The organism is Enterococcus plantarum (assembly GCF_001730295.1).
GTDB lineage: Bacteria > Bacillota > Bacilli > Lactobacillales > Enterococcaceae > Enterococcus_L > Enterococcus_L plantarum.
Genome location: NZ_MIKA01000050.1, coordinates 87,922 through 111,966, shown reverse-complemented (window position 1 = coordinate 111,966; position 24,045 = coordinate 87,922). Strand labels below are relative to the sequence as shown.

At 37.0% G+C, this 24,045-nt stretch carries 15 protein-coding genes, 1 pseudogene, 1 riboswitch and 1 other annotated feature; of the genes and pseudogenes, 3 read left to right on the top strand and 13 right to left on the bottom strand.

The annotated features are described in order from the left end of the window. Positions 1 to 133: 133 nt before the first annotated feature. Entirely contained in the window at positions 134 to 1,987 is a 1,854-nt protein-coding gene (gene tdc, locus BCR22_RS14675) for a tyrosine decarboxylase (protein ID WP_069655624.1), read from the bottom strand. A gap of 64 nt (positions 1,988 to 2,051) precedes the next feature. Then, complete coding sequence (gene tyrP / locus BCR22_RS14670) at positions 2,052 to 3,458, bottom strand: tyrosine-tyramine antiporter (protein WP_069655623.1); 1,407 nt, start codon at positions 3,456 to 3,458, stop codon at positions 2,052 to 2,054. A gap of 383 nt (positions 3,459 to 3,841) precedes the next feature. Next, positions 3,842 to 4,044 (top strand) — a binding site (T-box leader). 51 nt (positions 4,045 to 4,095) lie between these two features. Between tyrP and tyrS the strand changes: the two genes are divergently transcribed. The 3 genes from tyrS to BCR22_RS14655 all read left to right on the top strand — a co-directional run bounded on the left by tyrS (position 4,096) and on the right by BCR22_RS14655 (position 7,604). Beyond that, on the top strand, positions 4,096 to 5,364 hold the full coding sequence (gene tyrS, locus BCR22_RS14665) for a tyrosine--tRNA ligase (RefSeq protein ID WP_069655622.1): 1,269 nt from the start codon (positions 4,096 to 4,098) through the stop codon (positions 5,362 to 5,364). Positions 5,365 to 5,623: 259 nt separating this feature from the next. Then, on the top strand, positions 5,624 to 5,938 hold the full coding sequence (locus tag BCR22_RS14660; RefSeq protein ID WP_069655621.1) for a YerC/YecD family TrpR-related protein: 315 nt from the start codon (positions 5,624 to 5,626) through the stop codon (positions 5,936 to 5,938). A 121-nt stretch (positions 5,939 to 6,059) separates the two neighbouring features. Continuing rightward, positions 6,060 to 7,604 (top strand): glycosyltransferase family 39 protein, encoded by a 1,545-nt coding sequence (locus BCR22_RS14655; RefSeq protein WP_069655620.1) that lies wholly within the window; start codon positions 6,060 to 6,062, stop codon positions 7,602 to 7,604. Between the two features lie 58 nt (positions 7,605 to 7,662). Here BCR22_RS14655 and lpdA read toward each other — a convergent pair whose 3' ends face one another. The 11 genes and pseudogenes from lpdA to BCR22_RS14605 all read right to left on the bottom strand — a co-directional run bounded on the left by lpdA (position 7,663) and on the right by BCR22_RS14605 (position 24,032). Further along, positions 7,663 to 9,069 (bottom strand): dihydrolipoyl dehydrogenase, encoded by a 1,407-nt coding sequence (lpdA, locus tag BCR22_RS14650; protein WP_069638714.1) that lies wholly within the window; start codon positions 9,067 to 9,069, stop codon positions 7,663 to 7,665. 7 nt (positions 9,070 to 9,076) lie between these two features. Continuing rightward, on the bottom strand, positions 9,077 to 10,723 hold the full coding sequence (locus BCR22_RS14645; RefSeq protein WP_069655619.1) for a dihydrolipoyllysine-residue acetyltransferase: 1,647 nt from the start codon (positions 10,721 to 10,723) through the stop codon (positions 9,077 to 9,079). A 138-nt stretch (positions 10,724 to 10,861) separates the two neighbouring features. Then, positions 10,862 to 11,839, bottom strand: a complete 978-nt coding sequence (locus BCR22_RS14640; RefSeq protein WP_069655618.1) for an alpha-ketoacid dehydrogenase subunit beta — start codon at positions 11,837 to 11,839, stop codon at positions 10,862 to 10,864. 2 nt (positions 11,840 to 11,841) lie between these two features. Beyond that, the gene (pdhA, locus tag BCR22_RS14635; RefSeq protein WP_010764467.1) at positions 11,842 to 12,957 is read right to left on the bottom strand and encodes a pyruvate dehydrogenase (acetyl-transferring) E1 component subunit alpha; all 1,116 of its coding nucleotides are present in this window, start codon (positions 12,955 to 12,957) and stop codon (positions 11,842 to 11,844) included. A 570-nt stretch (positions 12,958 to 13,527) separates the two neighbouring features. Then, positions 13,528 to 16,152 (bottom strand): annotated as a pseudogene (gene mgtA, locus BCR22_RS14630) (magnesium-translocating P-type ATPase); the annotation flags it as partial. Between the two features lie 749 nt (positions 16,153 to 16,901). After that, a riboswitch (M-box (ykoK) riboswitch) is annotated at positions 16,902 to 17,070 on the bottom strand. Between the two features lie 169 nt (positions 17,071 to 17,239). After that, entirely contained in the window at positions 17,240 to 17,440 is a 201-nt protein-coding gene (locus tag BCR22_RS15325) for a hypothetical protein (RefSeq protein ID WP_141706590.1), read from the bottom strand. Positions 17,441 to 17,641: 201 nt separating this feature from the next. Next, the gene (gene trxB / locus BCR22_RS14625; RefSeq protein WP_069655616.1) at positions 17,642 to 18,577 is read right to left on the bottom strand and encodes a thioredoxin-disulfide reductase; all 936 of its coding nucleotides are present in this window, start codon (positions 18,575 to 18,577) and stop codon (positions 17,642 to 17,644) included. 390 nt (positions 18,578 to 18,967) lie between these two features. Further along, positions 18,968 to 20,752: an ABC transporter ATP-binding protein gene (locus BCR22_RS14620; protein WP_069655615.1), complete on the bottom strand. Its 1,785-nt coding sequence runs from the start codon at positions 20,750 to 20,752 to the stop codon at positions 18,968 to 18,970. After that, positions 20,752 to 22,503, bottom strand: coding sequence for an ABC transporter ATP-binding protein (locus tag BCR22_RS14615; RefSeq protein ID WP_069655614.1), 1,752 nt, complete (start codon positions 22,501 to 22,503; stop codon positions 20,752 to 20,754). Before BCR22_RS14615 ends, BCR22_RS14620 begins: the two co-directional genes overlap by 1 nt. 163 nt (positions 22,504 to 22,666) lie before the next feature. Continuing rightward, positions 22,667 to 22,888 carry a YneF family protein gene (locus BCR22_RS14610; RefSeq protein ID WP_069633758.1) on the bottom strand — a complete coding sequence of 74 codons (222 nt, stop codon included), beginning with the start codon at positions 22,886 to 22,888 and terminating at the stop codon, positions 22,667 to 22,669. A 253-nt stretch (positions 22,889 to 23,141) separates the two neighbouring features. Next, on the bottom strand, positions 23,142 to 24,032 hold the full coding sequence (locus BCR22_RS14605; protein WP_069655613.1) for a deoxyribonuclease IV: 891 nt from the start codon (positions 24,030 to 24,032) through the stop codon (positions 23,142 to 23,144). Positions 24,033 to 24,045 lie beyond the last annotated feature (13 nt).

The following is a 24,045-nucleotide window of genomic DNA, read 5'->3' as shown; positions in this document are numbered from 1 at the left end:
CTCACATTTTTAATAGAGAGTTTAAAAACAACACTTCTCTCTATTCTATTTTTTTATAGAAAAGCTGTGGCTATGGCAAAGCGAATTAATCGCTTTGCCACACCCACAGTGATCAACTGCTTTTCTTGTTTATTTATTCAGCGTAGATTGCCTCTAATTTTTCTTGTATGGCTTGTTTAATTTTTTCACCATACTCATCGAAAACATCTTTGTCATTCATGTATGGAGACATTCCAGCGGCACGTAAAATCGTTACTTTATCTGCACGTTCCCATTCTGCTCGTGAAAATCCTAAGCTATTAACAAATTCAAACGGGCTGTGACCGTATTCTTCGATAGCAAAATCTGTATGTGAAGTGATGAATTCATTGTTATATAATCCACCTTTTGCATAAGATGCATAATCATAGAAATCATGATTTAATTTGTTCATTTTCACAAGGTCTGTATTGTCTTTTTCATTGAATACATAATCCACCATGTTAAAATCAGGTTTTGTTAACGCATGGATCTCGATTGTTTTGTCGCCAACTTTAAATTCTAAGCCATCGATAAAGTGATAGAAATGATAAGCTCCTTCAATACTTGCTCCCATTAATTTACCATAACCTGTTACGTTCAATGGTAATACTTTATGAGCAGTCCAAACGGCTGCAGCTGTTGCGCCCGCTTTAGAGCCTTCAAGAATATACGCACCTAATAACGCTGGAATATCTGCTCCTTTTTCAAATACATAAGTCGCAAAGTAAGAGATCACGTCACGCATACGGATATCTTTGATTACGACACCACCAGCTGAATACGGAATATAGCCCATTTTATGTGGATCAATCGTTACAGATTCAGCTTGTTCGATTGCTTTGAAAGAGTCATAAACTTCTCTTGTTAACCAATCATTTTTTTCTTGAAAGATGTTATGTTTAGCAAATGTTTCTTCAATTTTATCCCATTCGATAAATTGATTATTTTCATCTAAGAAAATAGAGCGTCCATAACCGCCATATGCTGCATCAACATGTACATAGAAGTAGATGCCTTCTTTGGCTAATTTATTACGTAAAGCAATGATTTGATCAATACGGTCAACTTGCCCTTCTTCAGTTGAACCAACAACGCCAACGACACCAAGTGTTGGAATACCTTGAGCTGCTAAATTACGAATTTGTACTTCTAATTTGTCAATATCCATACGGTATTCGCTATTGACTTCACCCGCAATCACTTGATCTAACCCAATCCCAATAATGTCAGCGGCTTTTAACCATGAATAGTGTTTCGTTTGTGGTACGATCCATTTACCTAATTTATCCAAGTTTTTACCGCTACGAGCTGATTGCGCTTTGATTTCGTCAACATTATCTTGGACTTGATCTAACATATCTAAGACTTCTGTTGTTGACATATTCAATAATTCCCAATCTGTTTTGCCTGCAACCATTTCTGGCACAACGGCTTTGATGGCAAATGGTAAAGATTTCATATTGCGGGCATACCATAGACCTTCTAAGTTTGCGATAGAACCATCTGCTGCGATATGACCCCAACCATTTTTGTACCCCATCAATGTAGCAAATTCCAACCCAACTTCTTCTTCCATTTGTGACGTTGCTGGTGATGATTCATACGCCACGTTATTGCCGTTCCAAAGCATTGCAGTTGTATAGGCAATAATGGATGGCATTAACGTTTCAGCGTTCATATGTCCCCAAAAACGCCCTGCTGAGTGCCATGGAAGTGATTCTGTACGTAAACGAGAAGACAGCACATTGAAGACACTTCTCATATTATCTGCTGTTTCTTGGAAACTTTTAGAACTTCTATCTTGGGGTGAGATAACAGGTAAATCTTGTGGCATATAGTTTTGTCTCCAGCCAACATGCTCATCGATCATTTTATTTAGCAGTTCTTTGAATAAATCAACGTTTTCACCTTTATCCCCGATAAATAATGCTTTTAAATTTGTATCATCAGTGTTGAAATCTTTCATGATATTTTCCTCCAATAGTTTCATAATTGATCATGCTAAAATATTTATTTTTAATTGTCGTCTCTTATTTATCCGTTTTCTTCCATTCTGGTTTCTTTCTCTTATAAATGATCAAGGCAATACCGACCATGATGACTGTTGCTGCTACTTGATAAATAACATAGGCTACGTGTCCACTTTGAGGAACGGAGGTTGGCGGAATCAAGCTGACTAGAATCGTGATAATAACACTCACAATTGCTAGAGCTGAAACAACCCACATCAAACCGTTTCCTTTACTGCCTAATCTAAATGGACGTTCAACTGTTGGCATGCTATAGCGCAATTTGATAGCTGAAAGTGCAATCAATAGATACACCACACAATAAAGGATCGTTGTTGTAATCGTGATGATCAAGAAAGCGGCACTAATATCCGGAACTACTACGTATAAAAAGGACACAAGTGAAATAACAATCGCTTGGATCATAACAAAAACAATTGGAATCCCTTTTGCATTCCGTTTTTGGAAGAATGGTGGTAAGTTTCCCTCTTCTGCTACTTTGATCATTGATTTACTTGGACCTAAGACCCAAGCACTCAATTGAACTAAAACACCTACCAAGATCATCAGTGAAATAATATTATTGAAAATAGCTGGAATCCCAAGATCTTGTGTCATAATGACAAATGGTTGGGTAATATTGGCAAGTTCCATTTGTCCAGCTGGAACACTGTCAGCCACACTTAAACCAGCAGCTAAGTTGAAGACAACTAATAGTAAAACAGAAGCAATAACAGCGATTGGATAATTGCGTTTTGGATTATCAATATTATTCGCATGAACAGAAGAAATTTCCACTCCCGCAAAGATAAAGATGATTCCAGTCAAGGTTGGTAAGCTACCTAAATCACTAAAATCTGGTAATAACTTACTTGCTTCAAAATGACCTAAATAACTATTTTGATTGATTCCATGTTTTGCCATATACATCATGCCTAAAACAACTAACGCAACGAATGGAATATACACACCGATCACAGCGCCCCAGTCACCAGCAATTTTTACCATGTCAAATTTCAAATTAAGTAATGTGATCCCCCAATAAGAAATCAATATCATGATGAAAATGAACAAATTATTGTGTCCTAAATCCGGACGATCGATCACATATCCTAGTAACACGCCTACAGTTGAAGCGACCATCACCATTCCGAAAAACATTTGTACCCATAATAACCATGACGTAACAAAACCCCATTTTTCACCAAATGCATTACGTACCCAGACTTGTGGTCCACCCTCTTCCGGCCAGCCAGTAGATAGCTCAGCTGAAATCAGCGCAATTGGTAAAGCAAAACAGCAAGCTGCGATCAACATATAAAATATTTGTGCCCAGCCGGTTGATGCTAATGTTGGAACACTACGAACCGTTCCAAAAAAGGCCATGGTAATTCCGATTAATCCAAATAATGATAATTTCTTATTCATGTTTCAATTTGACCTCCTGATTAAATTTATTTTTTGTTTCCCACATGTGAAATCACTCCCAAAGTATAGGTAGCTTTAGACTCCAAGTCAAAAAGAGCAGAATTAAAAAAATAGCCTGTTATTTAACATTTATATACTCTATACAGCGCGTCAACACTTTACCGCACTAAAGCGATTGTGTGAAAAAAATAACATAAACTAGCTAATTGTAAAAAGCTCGTTCGTAATTGTTAGAAATAACACTTTCATCTCTACTCATTCAAAAAACCTAGATTAAATCAGCATCGACTTATATGAGAAATAACTCATTCAAAAATAATAATAGAAAAAAAGAAGGATTTGACAAGTTGGCTTATTTGTCGTAGAATTGCTACAAAATAACATATCAAACGTTAATAAAGCGAAGTAGCAATAATGTCCCTATTTCAGAGAGTCAACATTTAGTGAGAGTTGACATATACATTTTTTGTGAATTACACTTTTAGTTTCCTACCGTAAGTAGGCGTCTATCTACGATACAGATTTGAGAGGTATATGATGACGCATATACAATTTGGGTGGTAACACGGCGAAGTTCGTCCCATAGGCTAATAGCCTATGGGACGTTTTTATTTTATTTAAGAGAGGAAGAAAAGACATGAAAAACATTATTGATGAATTAGAATGGCGTGGCGCCATCAACCAACAAACAGATAGCGAAGGTTTACGTGAATACGTTGAAACCGAAAGCATTTCACTATATTGCGGTGTGGACCCTACAGGAGATAGTATGCATATTGGGCATTTGATTCCTTTTATGATGCTAAAAAGATTCCAAGCATTTGGACACCATCCATTTATTTTGATTGGTGGCGCAACTGGAACGATCGGAGATCCAAGTGGACGTACAACAGAACGCCAATTACAAACAATGGAAACTGTTCAACACAATGTTGATTCTTTAACAAGACAGATGGAAAAATTATTTGCAGTGGATACAGACAACACATTAACGTTAGTCAACAACTACGATTGGACGCACAACCTTACTTTGCTGGATTTCTTGAGAGATTACGGTAAATTCTTCAATATCAACACAATGCTAGCGAAAGATATTGTTGCTAGCCGTTTAGAAACAGGGATTTCATTTACAGAGTTTACGTACCAAATTCTACAATCAATGGACTTTTTACATTTATTCCAAAATAATAATGTTCGCATGCAAATCGGTGGTGCAGATCAATGGGGCAACATTACCGCAGGCCTAGATTTGATTCGCAAAAAAGAAGGCGCTGATGCAAAAGCCTTTGGTTTAACCATTCCATTGATGTTAAAAGCAGATGGAACAAAATTCGGTAAAACAGCTGGTGGTGCTGTTTGGTTGGATCCAGAAAAAACAACGCCTTACGAGTTCTACCAATTCTGGGTAAACCAAGACGACCGTGACGTAATCAAATACTTGAAATTCTTTACCTTCTTAACAAAAGAAGAAATCGATGCCTTGGAAGTTAAAGTCCAAACAGAACCACATTTACGCCAAGCACAACGCGTATTAGCTGCAGAAATGACAAAATTTGTGCATAGTGAAAAAGATTTAGATGATGCTTTAGCAATTTCAGAGGCATTGTTCTCAGGAAATGTGAAAAATCTGACTTCAAAACAGATTGAAGAAGGCTTTAAAAATATGCCGACTGTTGAAACAGCGTCTCTTGGACAAAATCTTGTAGATTGGCTGATTGAATTGGGTATTGAACCGTCTAAGAGACAAGCTAGAGAAGACATTTCAAATGGGGCTATTTCAATTAATGGTGATCGAATTAAAGAATTGGATTTTGTGGTTACTTCTGAAAATAGCTTTGATGGAAAATTCATTATTGTGAGAAAAGGTAAAAAACAATACACTTTAGTTAAATTAATTTCTAACTAAAGAATAATGACGTTCGTTTAAATGAGATTAGGGCAGAAAAGCTAAACCCTTAATTTTATTTCTTAGGCTGGGATATGACTCTTAGAGTGATATCCTAGCTCTTTTTTTGATTCATTCACTCAATTCACTGGACAAAATAAAAAAAAGTTTTATAATAAACAATGCTTGTTGGAAATCAAATAGTATAGGTGAGACATCTTTACAGTATGTTGTTATCCAGCTTTACATCCCTACTCAGCTTTTAAATTAGGAGGAACTTATGAAAATCGACAAGATACAAGACGGCCACGGTGATGAGTTTTTCCGCTCTCTATTAGCTTTAGAAACATTGGAAGATTGCTACCATTATTTTGATGACTTGATGACTTTAAAGGAACTAGATTCTATGATTCAGCGGTTTGAAGTCGCAAAGTTACTCTTACTGAATAAAACGTACAGTGATATCGCAGAAGCCACTGGTAGCAGCACTACAACGATTTCTAGAGTGAAACGAATTATAGATGAAGGAAATGGTGGATTGCTTGAAATGGTCCATAGAATCGATGAACAAGATGACAGAGAACGCCATCGCTAGAAAATATAGTATTCCCCCCCACTTATTAAACTGTATTATTCACTAAAAAGGGGTGTATAACAAAAGAATCTATACTAATCTATAAAAGAACGTAACTAATGCTAATTATGAGGAGATTTAAATGAAAAAAACGATGTTTTCACTCTTAAACTATCTATTTCTGTTATCGATTCTATATACTTTTTACGGTGCTCTTAGAAGTTGTCTGTTAGATAGTTCAAACATTGGTGATAAAATTTGGAACGTGATGCTAATCCTGGTCTTTATTTGCAGCATCACGCTGTGTTCAAAAACTATCCGTTCGCATATACTAAAAAAAATAGCGAGATGTATAGATATTTTTAAAAAGAATAGAACTATAATTACTCGATTACTGTTTTGTTTAACTCTTGTTTTGCAGGTTATTATTCTATACTACATTCACGTGCCAATTGGTTGGGATGTAGATGCTATTCACGCTAGTGTAACAGAGTTGGTCAAAAATTCACCTGATTCTATCGCAAGTATTTATTTATCAAAAAACCCAAATAATACTTTATTTTTCTTTTTAATGTATTTTATAAGTCACATAGGTACTGTTTTTCATCAATCTATAGGGTATTCTTGGCTGTATTGGCAACTAATAAATACAATTTTTATGGATATAGGCTTTATTTTTATTTTTTTAGCTGCGAAAAATCTATTTAATAAAAACATTGCCTACCTCTCCTTTTACTTAGCTTTTATTCCACTTGCTTTATCACCATGGCTCTTGGTAGTTTACACAGATACTATTATGTTGCTAGTTGTTAGCCTTATTTTTTGGGTATATTCACTCGTTGAAAAAAATCAAACTAAAACCTTAATTGCTATTTTAGGTATTTTAATTGCCATCTGTTACCTTTTAAAACCTTCTTCGATAGTTTTTCTAATTGCCTTTATTATGATTAAACTCTTGGTTTTATTGACTACTCCTGGAAAAATAAAGATAAAAAAATGTGGTCTGATTATTTTACTCTTTTGTCTACCTTTTACTGGAACAATAAAACTTTTTCATATGTATGAAGACCATCAAAAACTTATTATTATTAATAAAGACCAAGCTAAACCTTGGCAACATTTTGTAATGATGGGACTAACTGGTTCAGGAGGATTCAGTGAAAAAGACACGCAAGCAATTATTTCCATCCCTACAAAAAAGGAAAAAATAAACTACGCCAATACCAAAATCATAGAACGACTTAAAAATTATGGTTTTGCAGGTTATACTAAATTTCTAATGAAAAAACATTTCAACAATACTAGCAGAGGTGATTTTGGCTGGGGCATAGATGGTGGTCCTCAGATTCATCTACAATCAACTAATCCTATACAAACCTTTTTAAGAGATACTTATTATCAGCAAGGTGAAAAAGTTAAAACTGTCCGTTTTTTCATGCATTTCATGTGGATCATTACCTTGATTGGACTGTTATTGGTTACAAAAAAACAATATAACGATGACGAGTACGATACTTTGTTAGCCATCTTTAAATTAACTATTTTGGGCGCTTTTTTATATTTACTCTTATTTGAAGGTGGTAGGTCGAGGTATTTAATTCAGTACCTCCCCACCATTTATATATTATCCGCCAATGGTTTCTTTCTGCATTTTCGACAGACGAAAACAACAACATTAAATATGTAAAAAAACAAAAGACCGAGCCTGGCCAGCTCGGTCTTTCTTTGTGTGACAAATATGCTATTTAAATATGAATTGGCAAACCTAAAGCCAATTCAGAAGCATCCATAGTAATTTCCCCTAAAGATGGGTGTGGATGGATCGTTAATGCAATATCTTCAGCATTCATACCAGATTCAACCGCTAATGATAATTCAGAAATCATATCACTTGCGCCAACTCCACCGATTTGTGCTCCGATAATGACATTATCTTCGTTTGTTGTTACCAAACGTACGAATCCTTCAGTTTTACCTAAAGAAATAGCACGGCCGTTACCAGCAAATGGGAATTTGTAAGCAGTTGCTTCTAATCCCGCTTCTTTGGCTTCAGCAATTGTCATACCAACACTTGCTAATTCTGGATCAGTGAAAGCTACAGCAGGCATTGCTTTGTAGTCTACTTCTACTTTTTTACCAGAAATTGCTTCAGCAGCAATTTTCGCTTCGTAACTTGCTTTATGGGCAAGAGCAGCGCCTGGTACGATATCCCCAATAGCGAAGATGTTTGATACGTTTGTTCTACCTTGTTTGTCCACTTGAACTAAACCACGTTCGCCAACTTCAACACCGGCTTGTTCTAAACCAAGATCATCCGTGTTTGGACGACGTCCAACTGTTACCATTACGTAGTCAGCAGTGACTGATTCTTCTTTGCCATCTACTTCATATTTAACTGTTACGCTGTCGCCGTTGTCGATTGCTTCTTTAGCCATTGCTTTGGTTACAACTGTTACATTTTTCTTCTTGAAGTCATCTGTAACTAATTTAACCATATCTTTTTCATACGTTGGTAAAATTGAAGGACTACCTTCTAAAATCGTTACTTCAGAACCTAGATTCGCATATGCGCCACCTAATTCTGCACCGATAACACCGCCACCGATGATCACAAATTTCTTAGGCACTTCTTTCAAGTTCAAACCACCTGTAGAATCTAAGACACGTCCGCCAAATTTAAATCCTGGGATTTCGATTGGACGAGAACCTGTTGCTACGATTGCGTTATTGAATGAGTAAGTTTGAGCTGAATCTGGATGGATCACACGTAATGTATTTTCATCAACGAAAAACGCTTCTCCTTCAATAATTTCGATTTTATGTTTTTTAAGAAGGAAACCAACACCGCTTGTCAACGTATTAACAACTTTGTTGTCTTTCCATTCTTGTGTTTTTGTAAAGTCTAACTCAACCTCTTTAGCTGTTACACCAAACATAGTTGAATCTAATGATTCTTGATAGTGATGTCCAGCTGCGATCAATGCTTTAGAAGGAATACATCCAACGTTTAAACATACACCGCCGATAAACTCACGTTCAATGATCGCAACTTTTTGACCCATTTCAGCAGCACGAATCGCTGCAACGTACCCTCCAGGGCCTGAACCAATTACGACTGTATCTAATTCAATGGCGAAATCTCCTACTACCATGTGATAATCATCCTTCCATTAATAATAATTCTGGATCAGCTAATAAACGCTTGATATTGTTCATTGCTTTTTGAGCAGTTGCGCCATCGACGATACGGTGGTCAAAACTCATTGAAAGTTTCATAACACGTCCAACAACGATTTCACCGTCTGCATTTACAACTGGTTGAGTAGCAATCGTACCAACACCTAAAATTGCAACTTCAGGGTAGTTGATAACTGGTGTGAACCAGCCACCGCCAACTGAACCAATATTACTGATTGTGATAGAACCGTCACGCATATCCGCAGCAGTTAATTTACCATCAATTGCAAGAGCTGCTTTTTCGTTGATTTCATCAGCGATTGCAAACATGCTCTTCGTATTCGCATTTTTAACGTTTGGTACATATAAACCATGATCAGTATCTGTTGCGATACCAATGTTATAGTAGTTTTTATATACGATTTCTTGTGCTGCGTCATCAATTGATGCATTCAAGATTGGGAATTTTTGAACTGTTGCAGTCAATGCTTTCACAACGTAAGGTAAGAACGTTAATTTCGTGCCGTTAGCTGCTGCAACATCTTTGAATTTCTTACGGTGATCCCATAATTTAGACACTTCAACTTCATCATGTAACGTAACATGCGGAGCAGTATGTTTACTGTTCACCATTGCTTTCGCAATTGCTTTACGAGTTGGTGTCATTTTTTCGCGTGTTTCAGCTTCACCTAAGTCAGAAACAAATGGTTTAGCTGGTGCTTTTGGAGCAGCTGTTTCAGTTGTAGTTGTTGCTTGTGGAACTGCTGCAGTTTGTTCAGCTTGTGCTGGTGCTGCTACTTGTCCGCCACCTGAAATAAAGCTTTCGATATCTGCTTTTGTAACACGTCCGCCTTTTCCGGTTGGTGCAACTTGTGTGATGTCTACATCTTTTTCACGAGCAAATTGACGTACTGATGGCATAGCCAACACACGTTTGTTTGGATCAGCCGCTGCTACAACACCTGTTGACGCTGCTGGAGCTGGTGCTGCTTGTTCTGTTTGAGCAGGCGCACTTGTTGCAGGAGCTGCTGAACTTGATGCAGAATTATGTCCTGGTGCATCGATTTCAATCAATACATCCCCAACGTTTGCTACTGTACCTTCTGGAACAACGATGTTTTTAACTGTCCCTGTAACTGGTGAAGGAATTTCTTCAACAGATTTGTCATTTTGAACTTCCAATAATGTATCATCCTCGTTGATTGTATCGCCTGATTTAACGAACCATTTTACGATTTCGCCTTCTGCAATACCCTCACCGATATCTGGTAATTTAAATTGGAACACACCGCCATTACTGTCTGTTGCAGGTGCTTCTGGAACAGCTGCTGGTTGAGCAGGCGTTTGTTCTTGAGCTGGAGCCGCTGGTGCTGCATCATTTTCAGGATGTCCAGGTGCATCGATTTCGATCAATACATCTCCAACATTTGCTACTGTGCCTTCTGGTACTACGATCGATTTAACTGTTCCTGTAACGGGAGATGGGATCTCTTCTACAGATTTATCGTTTTGAACTTCTAGTAATGTATCGTCTTCATTGATGGTGTCTCCTGCTTTAACGAACCATTTTACGATTTCGCCTTCTGCAATCCCTTCACCAATATCTGGTAATTTAAATTGATAAGCCATTTTTTTAAGCCTTCCCTTCCTTTATCGTATCTGTCTAACTAGTCATTTACTGAAAATAACAGCGCTAAATTTCCACGTGATAAGATATCACGTGAAAATCAAGGCATGTTTTTAAAGTAAAATTTGTTTAGTTTCTAATTAAAATTCTGCGATTTCTCTAGCTTTCGCTTCGATATCTTTAGCATTTGGCAACCAAATGTTTTCTGCTTGTCCAAATGGGAAGATTGTATCTGGAGCAGATACACGGCCAATTGGCGCTTCTAATGATAATACTGCACGTTCAGAAATCTCAGAAACAACCATAGCACCAACGCCAGCTTGTTTTTGCGCTTCTTGAACTACGACTACGCGACCAGTTTTTTCAACTGATTTGATGATTGTTTCAACATCTAAAGGAGCGACAGTGCGCAAGTCAATGATTTCAACAGAAATATTGTCTTTTGCTAAGTTGTCAGCGGCTTTGATTGCTTCACGAACCATTGCACCGTAAGTAATGATAGAAATATCAGTACCCTCACGAGTCACAGCTGCTTTATCTAATGGTACTTCGTACGCTTCATCCGGCACTTCCTCACGGAATGAACGGTACAATTTCATGTGCTCTAGGTAAACAACAGGGTCATTGCTTCTGATTGCAGAAATCAATAGTCCTTTTGCATCATATGGATTTGATGGAATAACCACACGGATACCAGGAGATTGAGCAATCAATCCTTCTAAGTTATCAGAGTGAAGTTCTGGTGTATGCACACCACCACCAAATGGCGCACGAACAGTAATAGGCATATTACGAGTTCCACCCATACGGTAACGAGTACGAGCCATTTGACCTACGATTTCATCAAATACTTCAAATACAAATCCAAAGAATTGGATTTCTGGAACTGGACGGTATCCTTCTAAAGCTAAACCAAAAGCCAAACCACCGATTCCAGATTCTGCTAAAGGAGTATCGAAGACACGGTCTTCGCCAAATTTTTCTTGTAAGCCTTCAGTTGCACGGAAAACTCCGCCGTTTTTACCAACGTCTTCACCGAAGATCAGTACGTTTTCGTCTTTCTCTAATTCAAGAGCTAAGGCATCTGTAATTGCTTGGATCATTGTTTTTTGTGCCATGATTATTTCGACTCCTTCGCTTCGTAGAATGCAATTTGTTCTTTAATGTTTTGTGGTTGAACTTCAAACATATTTTTCAAGAAATCAGATACTTTTTGTTTTGGAACTTTATCTGCTTCTGCAATTGCTACTTTAATTTCTTCTTTAGTTTTTTCAATTACTTCGTTTTCTTTTTCTTCAGACCATAAGCCTTTGTCTTCAAGATATTTACGGAAACGAACTAATGGATCTTTTTGTACCCATTCGTCATCCATATCTTTTGAACGGTAACGAGTTGGATCATCACCTGATAATGTATGTGGACCATAACGGTAAGTTAATGTTTCGATCAATACAGGACCATTGCCATTTGCAGACCATTCACGTGCTTCTTTTGCAATTGCATAAACCGCTAATGGGTCCATTCCGTCAACGACGATTCCTGGGATTCCTGCAGCTACAGCTTTTTGTGCTAAAGTTTTAGCTGCTGTTTGTTTTTCACGAGGTGTTGAAATCGCAAAACCATTGTTTTGGATGATGAACACGCCGTTTGCATGATACGCTCCTGCAAAGTTGATTGCTTCATAGAAATCACCTTGTGAAGAACCGCCATCACCTGTATAAGTGAAGACAACGTTTTTCTTGCCTCGTTTTTTCATCCCTAAAGCAACTCCTGCTGCTTGGATGTATTGCGCACCAATAATGATTTGTGGTGGTAGAGCATTTAATTCTGGTGCGTAGTGGTTACCTGCTACGTGGCCACGAGACCATAAAAATGCTTCTGTTAATGGTAAGCCGTGTTGAACTAATTGAGGTACATCACGGTAACCTGGTAATAGGTAATCTTCTTTTTCCATCGCAAATTGACTTGCTAATTGGCTTGCTTCTTGTCCAGCTGTTGGTGCGAAGAAGCCTAGACGACCTTGACGGTTCAAAGCAGTTGAGCGTTGGTCTAACACACGCGACCAAACCATACGAGTCATTAATTCTACTAATTCGTCATCTGATAAATCTGGTACAGCGTCTTTGTTTACGATTTTCCCATCTTTATCTAAAATTTGAAATGTTGGGAAATCAGCGTCGACTTTTTCCATAAGTGCTTTAAAGTCAATAGGTTTTTGTTTCTTTGCCTTTGCCATTTTGTCACACAATCCTCTCTGTTACGTTTCTTTTTTTCGTAAAAAGTAAAACAGCGTTAAAAACTGTATTACTTTTTATCGACTACTCTTACAAATTATCACTAAACAGACAAAAGAGCAAGTAAAAAGTGAGCATTTCTTTAAATTTGATTAAAATACTTGAAACCTTTCGTATCAAAGGTTAGTGATTAAAATCACAAATAGGAAACCGTTTTACAAATGGCTTTCCTAATCATATCTTTTGACAACAGGCTGTTATAGTCATCCAGTTCATTGTTATGCTACAGAAAATTCACAAGTTAGACATTATTTACTGAAAAATGAACATACTTTTCCAAAACATAAGAAAAAGAACAAAGACAAAAATTGGTGTATTTTGTCTTTGTTCTTTAAAAAACGAATATTCATAATTTAAAAATAGTTTTTCTTCATTCTTTACGAATAACAACTTCAATCACAAAAAAATTTTTCGGCATTTGCACTTGAATAGTTTGTTGTAAATGAATGAATCAAAATCTTAATTTCGATAAAAACTGCTCTTTAAAAAAATGAACTTTGTCTTTTTTTGAATTAAATCCACTCTTTGGTCATATGAATATAAAGTCTTTTAGCAACTTCCACTGTAATTAAATATAGTACAATGATCAAAATGAACCAGCCCCAATAATTAGCTGGAAGTTTCACAAAGTCGAAAAACTCGCGAATTGGTGTTAAGACAATCAATAATCCTAAAACCACTGCTCCTAAGCTGGAAAGAATTACTGCAGGTGATGCGATACTTTGGATAAATGGTAACTTTCTTGTCCGGACCATTTGCACAACTAACGTTTGACTAACCAAGCCAACCACGAACCAACCTGTTTGGAACAAATGTTGGCTTCCGATTGTATTGGCACTAAAGACAAACCACATTACGAGGTAGGTCATGATATCAAAGATACTACTTACTGGACCAATACATAAGGTAAACTTCATCAAGCCATTCGTTTCCCAACGTACAGGTTTCAGTAGATCTTCTTCATCTACATTATCCCAAGGAATAGCTAATTGCGCGATATCATAGATTAGATTTTGAATCAGTAATTGAATCGAAAGCATTGGTAGAAATGGTAAAAAGGCACTTGCAATCAAAATTGAAAAAACATTTCCAAAGTTAGAACTGATCGTGATTTTAATATATTTCATCATATTACTAAAGACTTTTCGCCCTTCTATCACGCCATCTTCTAAAACGTTCAAACTTTTTTCCAACAGAATGATTGAACTAGCATCTTTCGTAATATCAGCTGCTGTATCAACTGAAATTCCTACATCTGCTTTACGAAGTGCTGGTGCATCATTGATTCCATCTCCCATGAAACCGACTGTATGACCATTCCCTTGCAGTGTTTCAATAATTCGAGACTTTTGCATCGGATTTAATTTGGCAAATAAATTGGTTTTTTCGACTTCGTCTTTCATTTGTTCATCCGACATATTATCGATATCAGAGCCAAGTACAACATGAGACACTTCAATTCCTACATCCCTACAAACCTTTTTAGCAACAATATCATTATCACCGGTTAAAACTTTTACATTGACGCCATGTTCGTGTAAGGATTTGATTGCAGTGATCGCTGATTTTTTGGCTGGATCTAAAAATCCCATAAAACCGATCAGCGTCATTCCTTGCTCATCTTCAACACTATAAATGGCTTCACTATGCACATCTTTTTTAACAGCAACTGCTAAAGCGCGCATACCTTGTTCATTCATACGAATATTGACTTCACGCATTCTTTTTTGTAATTCAGGTGTTAACGGTACGATCTCTCCATTGATTTCAGCATGTGTACAAACTGCTTCCATCTCTTCTACTGCCCCTTTAGTGATCATAAATTGATGACCATCTGCATTGACCACCACCGTTAAACGACGACGAGAAAAATCAAACGGAATTTCATCAAGTTTTGTCACGGAATGATATGGACTGTGATTTTTATTTTCCTCATAAAAGTTGATCACAGCGACGTCCATCAAGTTTTTCCAACCAGTTTGGTAGTGAGAATTTAGATAAGCCATATCTAGAACTTGATTATTAAGTTCGCCTAGTGGATCTAAGTGTTGAACCAAAACAACTTTGTCTTCTGTAATCGTACCGGTCTTGTCGGTGCAAAGAATATCCATACTACCTAAATTTTGAATAGAAGGTAACTCTTTCACAATGACTTTATGTTTGGATAAACTTAATGCCCCTTTTGCTAGGTTACTCGTTACGATCATTGGCAACATTTCAGGCGTTAATCCAACAGCGACTGCAATTGCGAAGAAAAACGCTTCGCCCCATTCACCTTTTGTAATGCCATTGATCAAAAAAACGATTGGAAACAGAATCATCACCATTCTTAGTAAAAATTTACTCACCTTTGTCAAACCAATATCAAAAGAAGTCTTTCCACGTTGTGTCGTAGCATTTTTAGCAATATCACCAAAAAAAGTATTTTGTCCAGTCTTTAAGATAATCGCTTTTCCTTGTCCACTCAATACGTCAGTTCCCATAAAAATCAAGTCCTGCATATCTAAGGCGGAAACAGATTCTGAATTTTTATCAATAGCTGCATCCACAAATTTTTCTACTGGCATTGACTCCCCTGTTAGAGAAGATTGATTAATAAATAAATCCTTTGTCCAAATCAACACAGCATCTGCTGGGATCATATCACCCGTCGCAAGCGTTACAAGATCCCCAGGTACAACTTCGTCCATTGGAATTTCTTTCGTTTGACCAGCACGTGTTACAGCAGTCGTATTTTCGATAAGTTCTTTTAGATTCAAACTCGCTTTTTGGGAACGATATTCTTGAATAAAGGCAATAATAACACTAGCTAAAATCATGATTCCCATCACAAGTGCTGCTTCAAAATCTTTTGTTGCAGCTGAAACGACCATCAATAAAGCTAAAACATAAACAAATGGATCTTTAAATGCTTCTAAAAACATGATAATTGCTGGAGTTGGCTTCTGTGCGGATACTTCATTTGGTCCATATTCTTCCAAACGATTCTTTGCATCTTCTTCAGATAACCCATTTTCTGATGTCCGTAGTTCCATCATCAATTCACGTTCAGAAAGCATTGCTAATTTTCTTAATTCTTGGTCTTTTGTTGTTTTCTTTGTATCTACTATTTTTTTATTCATCATTTTCTTTTCCTCCTTTGCTTCATCTGTTTGAAGGGAAAGAAAAAATCATTTCATTTCCATCGTCTTCAAGATGAAGGCTACATTTAATTTATTTCTCGTCTGACTGGGGTCTTCCATGTGACTCTTCCTCTCTTTCGTTTACTTTGGAACGATGGATTTTTTGTTAGGTGGGTATTTTACTATCCTGCAGACTGTTCCTTGTACTTTTTTTACTATCTGGTTTTTCTTCTAGCTGTTTGGTTCTTTCTGCGGAACTTCTCTCCTTGCAGTCGCCAAGTACTGTTCATCATCAGCTCTGGCGTAGCCAGTACGTTCTGCTGTTCTTAAACTTTTTGTTTACTAGCTTCTGTTTTCCTTCTACACGCTTGTTTCTTTTTGCGGAACTTCGCTCCCTATGGTCGCCAAGTACTGTTCATCATCAGCTCTGGCGTAGCCAGTACGTTCTGCTGTTCTTAGACTTTTTGTTTACTAGCTTCTGTTTTCCTTCTACACGCTTGTTTCTTTTTGTGGAACTTCGCTCCCTATGGTCGCCAAGTACTGTTCATCATCAGCTCTGGCGTAGCCAGTACGTTCTTCTGTTCTTAGACTTTTTGTTTACTAGCTTCTGTTTTTCTTCTACACGCTTGTTTCTTTTTGCGGAACTTCGCTCCCTATGGTCGCCAAGTACTGTTCATCATCAGCTCTGGCGTAGCCAATCGCTGTGATTCACAGCAAAAACGCACACTCAACAATAGAGTGTGCGTGAAATAGCAACATAAATAACAGTTTCTCTATCGTTGAGCTTTAGCACTATAGGGCGTAGATAATTTCTTATCAGCTACATTATGAATAACCTTCACGATCATTCCTGTTCAACCAACTAAGAGTCTCTCGATTCTTTCGCGGCAGTAGCTTGTGTCCAAATAGGAGCCTCACCTAACAATTATTCAGTTATTAGTCCTTAACCATCATAGTTCATATTTTTACAATTGTCAAAAGAAAAAACCAACAAATTATAGTTGTTTTTCGGTGCGTTTGTCCCTTTACCAGTAAAGTCTTTTCCTCCATAATAAGCACCAATTGCTATGGTTGTGATTGCACTTGCGATAGTCGACCACCGTTACGCTTTTTCTAAACCCGTTAATGGCTTCCCTGTTTTCAGTTCTCCTGTAATTGTTTGAAAATACTCGCCAACCAAACCCTTTTCTGGTTTCGTCAAAATATCTAGGTATTCTTTGTATTTTTCATTGAATTGAACGTCTGCTTGTGTGACTTTACTTGGATCGGTCACCCACATCCATACGTAAGTTGGACACGACAACGGTAACGCCTTCGTTCTTGTCGCGGTATTGGTTGGTTCTTTTATATTGTTTAAGGCATTGGCTGATTGACTACAAGAAGCGGATACATTTTCATAACGAATAAAGCTAGACTAATTAGATGATTAAAAAATTTTTTTCGTACGAAAAAAGAGCTAAGCCAAAACTTAATAAGTTTTGACCTAGCTCTTGATCAACCAAAATTATAACGAGGATTCTTCCGCCTCAGTCATATCTTCAATATATTTATAAACTTGTTGTCCTGCAATTCCGCCTTCGCCTACTGCTGTCGTGATTTGACGTAATGTTTTTTCACGAACGTCTCCAATAGCAAATACACCAGGCATACTTGTTTTCATATCTTGATCTGTTTCAATCCAGCCTTCTGCATTTGTTAAACCAGATTTTTTGAATGGCTCAGTCAATGGATCAAGTCCAACATAGATAAAGACACCATCTGCTTCAATTTCCTTCACTTCATCGGTTAGGATATTTCTTAATTTTCCACCTGTCACGACCATATCATTCCCAACGATTTCTTCTAAAACAGTATTCCATTCAAAAGAAATTTTTTCATTAGTAAACGCACGATCTTGGATGATTTTTTGTGCACGTAGTTCATCTCGACGATGCACAATCACAACTTCTGAAGCAAATTGTGTTAAATAAATCGCTTCTTCAACTGCTGAATCCCCGCCACCAATCACTAAAAGTTTTTTATTGCGGAAAAAGGCCCCATCACATACAGCACAATAAGAAACACCGCGTCCTGCAAATTCTTCTTCGCCCTTCACACCTAATTTACGGTGTTCACAACCTGTCGCAATGATTACAGTTTTCGCTTGATACGTTTTATCATCACAAATAACTTCTTTGTAGGTACCTTGATCTTTGATATCCATCACAATACCATAGGCATTTTCAGTCCCAAATTTTTCGACGTTTTCGTACATTTTATAAGCTAACTCAGGTCCCATGATTGAATCAAAACCTGGATAGTTTTCTACTTCAGCTGTGTTGTTCATTTGTCCGCCAGGCGCACCGCGTTCAATCATCAATACCGAAAGATTAGAACGTGACGCATATAGCGCTGCAGTCATTCCAGCAGGCCCTGCCCCAATTATAATTACATCATACATAAGTCATTTCACCCTCCGAATTTTTCAAGTACATTTACTTTACAACTTAACAAGTTGAATGTCTATCTTTCTGCCCAATGATGGTATTTTCAAAATAAATTTATTTCGTTTTTTATTATAGCATGCTTTTTTTTGGATAGCATCTCTTTTGTACTTACTTTTAATAAGAAAAAAAGATTTAGAACTAACTTTAAAAGTCACCTCTAAATCTAACTGTACGATAAGGAAAAGGAACGAGTATGCTGTGCTTCGCTTGCATCAAATTCTATGTGCTAAAGTACTAAGATTTGATAGCGTCCGAAATAGGCAGAAATTCACAAAAAGTTGAAAAGTAATTTTCGTGAATCTCTTCTTATTTCTAGGAGCTAAACGCTTTTCTTAGGCTCTTTTTTATCCTTCACTATTTTGTAATTGATACATATCTGCGTACAATCCATTTTGAGCTAATAAATGTTCATGATTGCCGCGTTCGACGATCCGACCTTTGTCTAATACTAAAATTAAATCGGCATCACGAATAGTAGATAATCGGTGAGCAATTGCAATTGTAGTCCTACCTTGACGCATATTTGCTAACCCTTCTTGAATCAGCCCTTCTGTTTCCGTATCGATATTCGCTGTAGCTTCATCCAGTACAAGGATTTTTGGATCGGTCACAATTGTTCTAGCAAATGAAATCAGCTGACGTTGACCACTAGAATAGCTTGCCCCTCGTTCAATCACTTTAGCATGGTATTTTTTTGGTAAAGTTTCTATAAATTTATCTGCCTGAACAAATTCTGCCGCGGCTTTAATTTGTTCATCCGTGATTTTTGGATTCAACATTCGAATATTCCCAGCGATATCACCATAAAACATAAAAGCATCTTGTAAAACCAGCCCTAATTTTTTTCTTAATTCAGGTAATGGGTACTCACGAATATCCCGATCATCAATCAAGATTTCACCTTCATAAAATTCGTAGAATCGCATCAAAACATTAATGATAGAGCTCTTACCACTCCCGGTGTGCCCAATCAATGCAACTGTCTCACCAGGATTCGCAATAAAACTGATATTATTTAAAACATTATTCTGACCATCATAAGAAAAACTAACATTACGAAACTCAATTTTCCCACGGATAATTTCGGCATTAGCTCCGATTTTTTGCTGTGGTGTGACTTCTTCGTTATCAAAGATTTTCAATATTCGACTACCAGCTACCATCCCATCTGTAAAAACACTTAGAAAATCCATCATTTGTGTCATCGGGTTAAAGAACGCTTGGACATAGGTCACAAAAGCATAAATCATTCCAACTTCAACAGGAGAATGTAGTGCGTCATAACCAAACAAAGTCAATGTCAAACCAATCGCTAACGTATAGAGGAAATTAATGATTGGACCTAAAAGCAAAGAATTCGTTTTGATCATTGAAAAACGTGTCTGTAAATAATCATTATTGGTCGCTTCGAATTCTTTTTCCAAACGTTGTTCTTGTCTAAATTGCTGAATGATTTGCATCCCTGATATATATTCGTTTAACTTTGTATTCAACTGACTTAATTTTTCACGCATACTTCTATAGATTCTAGAACTGAATTTTTGATAATACCAAATCACAATCAATAAAATAGGTAAGAAAATCAAGTTGTACAACGCAATTTTCCCACTGATTTGAAACATCGCAATAAAGGATGAAATTACGGCAAAAATTCCTGTTAACACCATCAAAAAGACATACCAAAATTCAAACAACGTTTCTGTATCATTCGTGACACGTGAAACAATCGACCCCGCTGGTGTTTGATCGAAATAACGCATCCCTAATGTCTGTAACTTTTCAAACAACTTCACACGAATATACTGATAGGTTTTTAGTGAAGCATTGGAATATAAAAACCACTGGAAAAACCAGACGATACTTTTAACCATCACACCGAATAGATATAACCCAGCAAAAAAGAGAATCACTTGATTAGTAGCCGTTTTCGGTGTTAAATAATCATCCATGAAGGTTTGAATGATTCTTGGTAAAATAATATTGATAATTGATAGGATCAATGCAAACAAAATCGCTGTAAAAAAAGTCCGCCGAAATGGCCGTGCAAATTTTAGCAATCGTTTGACGATCGAGACTTGTTCTTTTAACGGAACCGATTTTGTCCATTCTGATTCATATTTTTCTTCCATTATGCTTCACTCCCTTCAATCTTCGCTTCTAATTGTTGTTTATCCCACATGCGCTTATACCATCCAGCAAGACTTAATAGCTCTTGATGCGTCCCACGTTCAACGATTTTCCCTTCATCTAAGACAATGATTTCTTTTGCGTGCATAACACTACTTAATCGATGGGCTGAAATAATCGTTGTTTTTTCTTTTCTTGCTTCTTTCAGATTAGAGAGGATTGCTTCTTCTGTTTTAGCATCGACCGCTGATAAAGCATCGTCCAAAATCAATAATTCAGGATCGACAATCAACGCTCTAGCAATTGAAATCCGTTGTTTTTGACCACCTGATAAAGAAACACCTCGTTCTCCAACCAATGTATCATAGCCTTTAGGAAATGCTTTGACCTCATTATTTATAAAAGCCATTTCAGCTGCTTGTTCCACTTCTGCTTCTGTAAAATCAGGATTAGCAAAACGAATATTATCCCGCACAGTCATTGAAAACAGAAAATGATCTTGAGGAACATACCCCATTGAATTCATTAACGCATCCAATGAATACTCTTTGATGTCATGCCCACCAAAAGTCACTTGACCTTCATAATGATCGTATTCACGCATCAACAATTTTAAAATCGTTGTTTTTCCGGCTCCTGTTTTACCAACGATGCCTAATGTTTCTCCCACACCAATCGTAAAGTTGATTTGTTCCAACGTTACGTGGTCATCTTTAGGATAAGTAAACTGAGTAATTTCCATCGACACCTGACCTATAGCAGGTGTTTGTATTGCATCTTTTTTCTCGATGATATGTGTTTTTTCATGCAGCAACTCATTCACACGATCATAACTTGCATTGCCTCGCTCCAAGACATTGAACAAACGACCAATGGCAAACATCGGCCAAACCAGCATCCCAATATAGCTGATAAACGATATCAACTGACCAATCGTGATCGTGCCTTCCATAATAAAACGTCCGCCTATAATAATTGTCAAAACATAAGAAATCCCAATGATCAACGTAATAAACGGATCAAATAAAGCATCTAGAAAGTTTACGCGCTTGTTTTTCACAATCGCGTCATCAATCTTTTCTGTGAAATCTTGAATATCTTCTTTTTCTTGCCCGAAAGTTTTGATAACTTTTATTCCAGTAATACTCTCTTGTGTTTTGTCGTTGATTGTTGAAAAGGCTGCTTGTGAATCACGGAAAGCATCATGTAATTTCGACCCTAAAACTCTAGACGTGACCGCCAATAATGGTAACGGAATCAATGCAATCAATGTTAAACGCCAATCCACAAATAAAATCATCGCAACAATCGTGGCCCCACCTGTGATAAGTGAATCTGCAAAGGTTAGAATCCCTGCTCCTGCAACATTCTGAATAGCATTTAAATCATTCGTTGCATGAGCCATCAAATCACCTGTTCGGTATTTCTGATAAAAAACAGTATCCATTTTTGTAAAATGATGGAATAATTGCCGTCTTAACTCTTTTTCAAGCTTTGCTGCACTACCCCAAATGTGCGTCCTCCAAATATATCGAAAAATATATTGTGCTAATGCTGCTACTAATAAAATACTGACCCAAAATAAAATAGGTTTTATCGTCAGATTTTTTGCAGCGATCTCATCCACCACGATTCCGATTACTTTTGGCGGAACTAATTGTACAAGAGCTACCATAACCAATGAAAATACCCCAATGGTATAGCTTTTTTTCTCTTGTTTGAAAAACCACCCTAACTTTTTAAAAATAGACATTTACATTCTCCTCTTCTAAATTGACTACTGTGCGCTCACATCATTTATTTGTTGTTTACTCATTTCAGTACAACTCCTTTCATTTATTAAAAAATAAGTACAAAAAAACGGACCAAAAAATCGGCCCGTTGCACTCTTGAATGTTGAATAGCAGCAAAAAAACTTATTTGTCTCCTTGGTTCTTCATTTGCTGCATCATTTGACGAATCTTCTTCTCAGAAGGTTTTTGTCCCATAGACATCATCATCATTCGTAACATATCCTCATTAACGGGAGGATTCTTTTTAAAGTAATCTTGCATATATTTGCGCGCAAGGAAAAATCCACCTGCTGCACCTACTAATAAAGCGATAATCGCGATCAATACTACTAAACCTGTTGACATATAAAACTCTCCTTTCTATTAGAAAAGCCAGACAAGAACTTCTGCGGATTTGTTGTGCAGTCACTATTCTTATCTTACTTACCGTTTCTTATTTTTAATGAGGGATTTATCCCTCTTTTGACAAATTGCTCTCAAGAAATCATTTTACTAGAAACAGACCAAAAAGAAAAGGTCTTTTGTCATATTCCTCACAAGAAATTTTCAAAAGACCACTTCCGCTTTTTTTCGCTTTTTTTAAAGAGTAAAATTGAGCCTACTGCCCTTCAATTTTTTCCAATAAATCAGGATCAAATTTTTGTGATTTTAGCATCGCAATTTCGTAGCCATATGGTGCTTTGCTCGTTTTTTTATCCGCTCCGACATAAGGTGTTTCTAAAATTTTAGGTAATTCTTTGAACTTTTCATGATGAACAACTTTATTTAACGCATCAAAACCAATTGTTCCAAAACCAATATTGGCATGACGGTCTTTATGAGAACCCATCGGATTTTTTGAATCGTTTACATGGATTACTTTCAAACGATCTAATCCAATAATTTTATCAAATTCTTCCAAAACTCCGTCAAAATCATCTTTTACGTTGTAACCTGCATCATTGATATGACAGGTGTCCATTGTAACAGATAACTTTTCATTTAACTTAACACCTTCAATGATTGTTGCCAACTCTTCAAAGGTACGACCCAATTCAGTGCCTTTGCCTGCCATTGTTTCAAGTGCTATTTGCGGAATTTGCTCTTTCCATAATACTTCATCAAGTCCCTTGATAATCTGCTTCAGACCAGCGTCTACGCCGGCTCCAACGTGAGCACCTGGATGAAGTGTGATTTGCGTTGCTCCTAATGCATGCGCACGTTCAATTTCTTGACGTAAAAATGAAGTCGCAAATCCAAAATTCTCTACTTTAATTGTATTTCCTAGATTAATAATATAAGGAGCATGAACCACAATATTGCTCAGATTGTACTCAGCCATGTATGTTTGACCTGCTTCGATGTTCATTTCTTCGATTGGTTTACGGCGTGTATTTTGCGGTGCCCCCGTATAAATCATAAATGTTGTTGCATTATAACTTGCGGCTTCTTCTGCCGAACCTAATAACATTTTTTTCCCACTCATGCTAACATGTGAACCTAATAACATAATGATCCTCCTA

What these genes read in the sequence shown, in the direction of transcription:
- tdc (WP_069655624.1), bottom strand. Translation starts at nt 1,987, where the DNA reads ATGAAAGATTTCAACACTGATGATACAAATTTAAAAGCATTATTTATC.
- tyrP (WP_069655623.1), bottom strand. Translation starts at nt 3,458, where the DNA reads ATGAATAAGAAATTATCATTATTTGGATTAATCGGAATTACCATGGCC.
- tyrS (WP_069655622.1), top strand. Translation starts at nt 4,096, where the DNA reads ATGAAAAACATTATTGATGAATTAGAATGGCGTGGCGCCATCAACCAA.
- BCR22_RS14660 (WP_069655621.1), top strand. Translation starts at nt 5,624, where the DNA reads ATGAAAATCGACAAGATACAAGACGGCCACGGTGATGAGTTTTTCCGC.
- BCR22_RS14655 (WP_069655620.1), top strand. Translation starts at nt 6,060, where the DNA reads ATGAAAAAAACGATGTTTTCACTCTTAAACTATCTATTTCTGTTATCG.
- lpdA (WP_069638714.1), bottom strand. Translation starts at nt 9,069, where the DNA reads ATGGTAGTAGGAGATTTCGCCATTGAATTAGATACAGTCGTAATTGGT.
- BCR22_RS14645 (WP_069655619.1), bottom strand. Translation starts at nt 10,723, where the DNA reads ATGGCTTATCAATTTAAATTACCAGATATTGGTGAAGGGATTGCAGAA.
- BCR22_RS14640 (WP_069655618.1), bottom strand. Translation starts at nt 11,839, where the DNA reads ATGGCACAAAAAACAATGATCCAAGCAATTACAGATGCCTTAGCTCTT.
- pdhA (WP_010764467.1), bottom strand. Translation starts at nt 12,957, where the DNA reads ATGGCAAAGGCAAAGAAACAAAAACCTATTGACTTTAAAGCACTTATG.
- trxB (WP_069655616.1), bottom strand. Translation starts at nt 18,577, where the DNA reads ATGTATGATGTAATTATAATTGGGGCAGGGCCTGCTGGAATGACTGCA.
- BCR22_RS14620 (WP_069655615.1), bottom strand. Translation starts at nt 20,752, where the DNA reads ATGGAAGAAAAATATGAATCAGAATGGACAAAATCGGTTCCGTTAAAA.
- BCR22_RS14615 (WP_069655614.1), bottom strand. Translation starts at nt 22,503, where the DNA reads ATGTCTATTTTTAAAAAGTTAGGGTGGTTTTTCAAACAAGAGAAAAAA.
- BCR22_RS14610 (WP_069633758.1), bottom strand. Translation starts at nt 22,888, where the DNA reads ATGTCAACAGGTTTAGTAGTATTGATCGCGATTATCGCTTTATTAGTA.
- BCR22_RS14605 (WP_069655613.1), bottom strand. Translation starts at nt 24,032, where the DNA reads ATGTTATTAGGTTCACATGTTAGCATGAGTGGGAAAAAAATGTTATTA.